The following is a 4,423-nucleotide window of genomic DNA, read 5'->3' as shown; positions in this document are numbered from 1 at the left end:
CTCTGGGCCACCTCCCCCGCGCGCGGGGGAGGATCTTCGCCTAAGCCCCCGGCTTCCGCGGCTTCGGCGTCACCGTCACGCTCATCAATCTCGCCTGGCGGATCACCGTGAATACGGTCGGCCGGCCGATGCTGTGGTGGTCCAACGCCCGCAAGAGGTCGTCGAGGCCGGTCAGCGGCTGGTCGCCGGCGGCCACCAGCAAGTCCCCCTCGCGTAGGCCCGCCTTGGCCGCCGGCCCGCCGAGGTCGACGTGGGCGACGTAGACGGCATAGGGCTGGCGCACGCCCGTCGCCTGGGCCAGGGCTGGCGGGATCGGGGCCTGCTGGGCCACGAGGCCGATCGAGCCGCGCCGCACGTGGCCGTGGGCCAGAAGCTCGGCGATCACGAAGCGGGCGGTGTTGGCCGCCACCGCGAAGCACAGGCCCTGGTACCCGGCGATGATTGCCGTGGCGATGCCGACCACCTCGCCGGTGGAATTGACCAGCGGCCCGCCGCTGTTGCCGGGATTGAGCGCCGCGTCGGTCTGGATCAGGTCCTCGATCAGCCGGCCGCGCTCGCCGCGCAAGCTGCGGCCCAAAGCCGAGACGACGCCGGTGGTCACGGTGGCCTCGAAGCCCAGCGGCGCGCCGATGGCGATGATCAATTGGCCGCGCCGCAGCTTCTTGGAGTCGCCCAGCCTAGCCACCGGAATGTCGGCGGCCTGGTCGACCTTGATCACCGCCAGATCGGTGTCGGGATCGTCGCCGACGCAGCGCGCCGTCAGGCTGCGGCCCTCGGCGGTGATGACCACGAAGCGGCTGGCGCCCTGGATCACATGGCTGTTGGTCAGGATCAGCCCGGCCTCACCGATTGCGAAGCCCGAGCCGACGCCCGCCATGCGCGGGTCCTCCAGCATCGGATGGATGCGCACCACGCTCGGACCCACCCGCTCGACGGCGCGGACCACGGCGTTGGAATAGGCGTCCAGCAAATCACCGTCGGGCAGGGCGCAATAACCGCCTTCGACCTCGATGGCCTTGCCGGTGTCGAACACCAGCTGGGCGCCGTCCGGATAGGCCAGGATCTCGTGCCGACGCGCGCGGGCGGGCTGCTTGGCGCGCGCGAACAGGTCGTACTTGCGTCCCTTGAGCATGCGGTCCCCACCCAGCCGTTCAGGAAGGTTAACGGGGCGGGGGCGCTTGGGAAACCCCTTCTCCCCTTGCGGGAGAAGGTGTCGACGCAGTCGACGGATGAGGGGTCGATAGGCCTGTCCGGATTTGGCGGCGCGACCCCTCATCCGTCTCGCTTCGCGAGCCACCTTCTCCCACAAGGGGAGAAGGAAACTAGAACCCCGGCGCCACGATCGCCCGGGCCGCTTGCTCGTCCTTCAGCACCTGCTGGACCAGCAGGTCGATGCTGTCGAACTTCAGCTCCGGCCGCAGGAACGTGATCAGGTCGGTCTCGATCACCTGGCCGTAGAGATCCTCGTCGAAGTCGAACAGCCAGGTCTCCAGCCGGGTCTCGACCTCGCCGGTGGTCGGGTTGTTGCCGAGATTGGCCACGCCGGGCACTTCGCGGCCGTCGGGCAGGCGAGTGCGGGTGGCGTAGACGCCCAGCTTGGGCACCACATAGTCCTCGACCTCGACATTGGCGGTCGGGAAGCCCAGCTGGCGGCCCAGTTGCTGGCCCCGGCGCACCACGCCCTCGATGGCGAACGGCCGGCCCAGGATGCGGGCGGCCTGTTCCGGATGGCCGTCGCGCAGGGCGTCGCGGACGCTGGTCGACGAGAACTTCTCGCCGTCCCCCCCGGCCGAGACTTCGGCCACCGGCTCGGCCACCGAGACGGTGAAGCCGTACTCGGCGCCATAGGTCTTCATCAGGTCGGCGCTGCCGCTGCGGCCCCGGCCGAACGAGATGTCGAAGCCCACGGCTACGTGCTTCACGGCGAGGCCTTCGACCAGCACCTTCTCGACGAACTCGCGGTCACCGAAGCTGGCCATCTCGAAGTCGAACGGCAGCAGGTAGAAGAGGTCCACCCCCAGCCCGCCCAAGGCGCGGGCCTGCTGGCCGTGGGTCATCAGCTTGAAGGCCGGCTCGCTCGGGCGAAACAGCCGGCGCGGGTGGGGATCGAAGCTGGCCACGCCCAGCGGGGTCTTGCCGACCAGCGCCGCTTTGGCCGCCTGGGCGATCACCTGCTGGTGGCCGCGATGCACGCCGTCGAAATTGCCGAGCGCCACGGACGCGCCGCGCTCCTCGGGGGGCAGGTTCTTCCAGGCGTGGACGGTCTTCAGATGCATCAGGCGGCCTTGCGGGGAACCATGACCACGGCCTCGCCATCGACCACCGGCTTGCCATTGACCAGGCAGACGGTGGCGAGGGTGACGCGGGCCTTGGCTTGGTCGATCTCGGTGACGGTGGCGCGGGCGGTGACGGCGTCGCCGATCCGGACCGGCCGCTTGAAGCGCAGGGCTTGCGACAGGTAGATCGCGCCCGGACCGGGCAGGGTCGTGCCCAGCACCGCCGAGATGTAGCCGGCCGACAGCATGCCGTGAGCGATGCGCTCGCCGAAGCTGGTGGTCGCGGCGTAGTCGGCGTCCAAGTGGACGGGATTGTTGTCGCCGGTCACGTCGGCGAAGGCCTCGATGTCGGCCTCGCCGACCGTGCGGACCAGTTCGGCCGACTGGCCGACGCTCAGCTCTTCCAGAAATTTGCCCTGCATGATGCGTTCCCCTGCGGTTTTTATTGTGCGTTGCACCACAGTTTAGCGGGTCAATTCGTCTTCACCAGACCAGATCGCCGATGGCGTGGGTCGCGCCCACGGCCTCGGCGTCCAGCAGAGCCTGGACGGCGTCGGGGATCAGCCGGCCGTCGGGGCCGATGGCTTTTTCGCCATGGATGCCCTTGGCGACGAACAGGCAGGCCAGCTTCTGGTCGTGGGCGCCCTTGACGTCGGTGATGACGCCGTCGCCGACGCACAGCACGCGGTCGCGATCGACGGGGCGGCCGAGCAGCTTGGCCGCCTCGGCCAGGGCCAGATCGTAGATCGCCCCATAGGGTTTGCCCGCCATCACCACCTGGCCGCCCAGGCTCTCATAGAGGTCGGCCAGCGACCCGGCGCAGAAGATCAGGCGGTCGCCGCGCTGCACCACGCGGTCGGGGTTGGCGCAGATGAACAGCAGGCCCCGGTCGGCGGCGACCTTCAGGCGGTCGCGATAGTCCTCGGGGACCTCCGTCTCGTCCTCGTAGAGGCCCGAGCACAGGATGAAGTCGGCGTCCTCGCAGCCGGCGAGGGTGAGGTCGAACCCGGCCCAGAGGGGCGCGTCGCGCTCCGGGCCGACCTTCCAGACCTTGGTTCCGGCGTGGGGCTTCAGCAGCGCGCGGGTGGCGTCGCCCGAGGTGACGAAACCGTTCCAGGCCGAGCGCGGCACGGAGAGGCCGTCCAGCTGCGCCACCACGTCGAACGAGGGACGCGGCGAGTTCGAGATCAGCACCACCGGACCCTGGGTCGTCGCCCACTTCGTCAAGGCCTCGCAGGCCTCGGGAAAGCTGGCCACGCCGTTGTGGATCACGCCCCAGACGTCGCAGAGCACCACGTCATAGCGGTCGGAAAGGGCGGAAAGGCCGGCGGGGAAGTCCATCATGGGTGCGCGATACGGGGGTAAGGGCGAGGCGTCAATGTCGCCAGGAACCTTAGCTGTTGCTGATCGGCGTGAATTCAAGAGCTCTACCGCGACGCTTTCGGAGACCGGCGTTCCGTGACTATCCTCCGCGCGAATGGGAGGCAGCCATGACGATTCTGATCCTGGGCCTGGTCGTGTTCCTGGGCGTCCACTCGGTGCGGATCCTGGCCGGGCCGTATCGCGACGCCCAGATCACCGCCAGTCCCAAGCGCTGGAAGGGCCTTTATTCGCTGGCCTCATTCGTGGGGCTGGGTCTGATCATCTGGGGCTGGATCCTGTTTCGGCCGACGGCGCCGCAGCTCTACGACCCGCCGGCCTGGGGACGGCGTGTGACCTGGGTCCTGGTCTGGATGGCCTTCGTGCTGATGCCGACCGCCAATGCCCCGACCGGACGGATCAAGGCGACCGTGCGCCATCCGATGCTGCTGGGGGTGATCTTCTGGTCCAGCGGCCACCTGCTGGCCAATGGCGACCAGGCCTCGGTGACCCTGTTCGGCGCGTTCCTGGTCTGGGCGATCCTCGACCTGATCTCGGCCCTGGGCCGCAAGGAGCCCGCGCCGGTGGTGGTCAGGCCGCGAGCGGACGTGATCGCGGTGGTGGCGGGTACGGTGCTGTGGTGCGTGTTCGTGTTCTTCCTGCACCGGTTCCTGTTCGGCGTGGCGCCGCTGGGGTGAGGGACGAGGTTCTCCTTCCTCCCCATTAGGGGGAGGTGGCTCGATGCGAATACGCATCGAGACGGAGGGGGTCGCGAAGCGATACGGCGC

At 69.0% G+C, this 4,423-nt stretch carries 5 protein-coding genes; 1 reads left to right on the top strand and 4 read right to left on the bottom strand.

Annotated elements, in window-relative coordinates; all coding sequences use genetic code 11:
* Positions 1-40 precede the first annotated feature (40 nt).
* The 4 genes from AC1DSO_RS24470 to AC1DSO_RS24455 form a co-directional block, all read right to left on the bottom strand.
* Positions 41-1,132 carry a S1C family serine protease gene (locus AC1DSO_RS24470; protein ID WP_477071282.1) on the bottom strand — a complete coding sequence of 364 codons (1,092 nt, stop codon included), beginning with the start codon at positions 1,130-1,132 and terminating at the stop codon, positions 41-43.
* Between the two features lie 190 nt (positions 1,133-1,322).
* The gene (locus AC1DSO_RS24465; protein WP_477071281.1) at positions 1,323-2,276 is read right to left on the bottom strand and encodes a bifunctional riboflavin kinase/FAD synthetase; all 954 of its coding nucleotides are present in this window, start codon (positions 2,274-2,276) and stop codon (positions 1,323-1,325) included.
* Positions 2,276-2,701 carry a MaoC family dehydratase gene (locus AC1DSO_RS24460; RefSeq protein ID WP_477071283.1) on the bottom strand — a complete coding sequence of 142 codons (426 nt, stop codon included), beginning with the start codon at positions 2,699-2,701 and terminating at the stop codon, positions 2,276-2,278. The genes AC1DSO_RS24465 and AC1DSO_RS24460 overlap by 1 nt, the downstream gene beginning before the upstream one ends.
* 58 nt (positions 2,702-2,759) lie before the next feature.
* Complete coding sequence (locus tag AC1DSO_RS24455) at positions 2,760-3,620, bottom strand: TIGR01459 family HAD-type hydrolase (protein ID WP_477071280.1); 861 nt, start codon at positions 3,618-3,620, stop codon at positions 2,760-2,762.
* Positions 3,621-3,766: 146 nt separating this feature from the next.
* Here AC1DSO_RS24455 and AC1DSO_RS24450 point away from each other — a divergent pair, with 146 nt between their 5' ends.
* Positions 3,767-4,333 (top strand): NnrU family protein, encoded by a 567-nt coding sequence (locus AC1DSO_RS24450; RefSeq protein WP_477071279.1) that lies wholly within the window; start codon positions 3,767-3,769, stop codon positions 4,331-4,333.
* Positions 4,334-4,423: the final 90 nt, after the last annotated feature.

It is taken from the genome of Caulobacter sp. P4_E5 (genome assembly GCF_056401555.1).
This window is presented reverse-complemented; position numbering and strand designations above follow the sequence as displayed.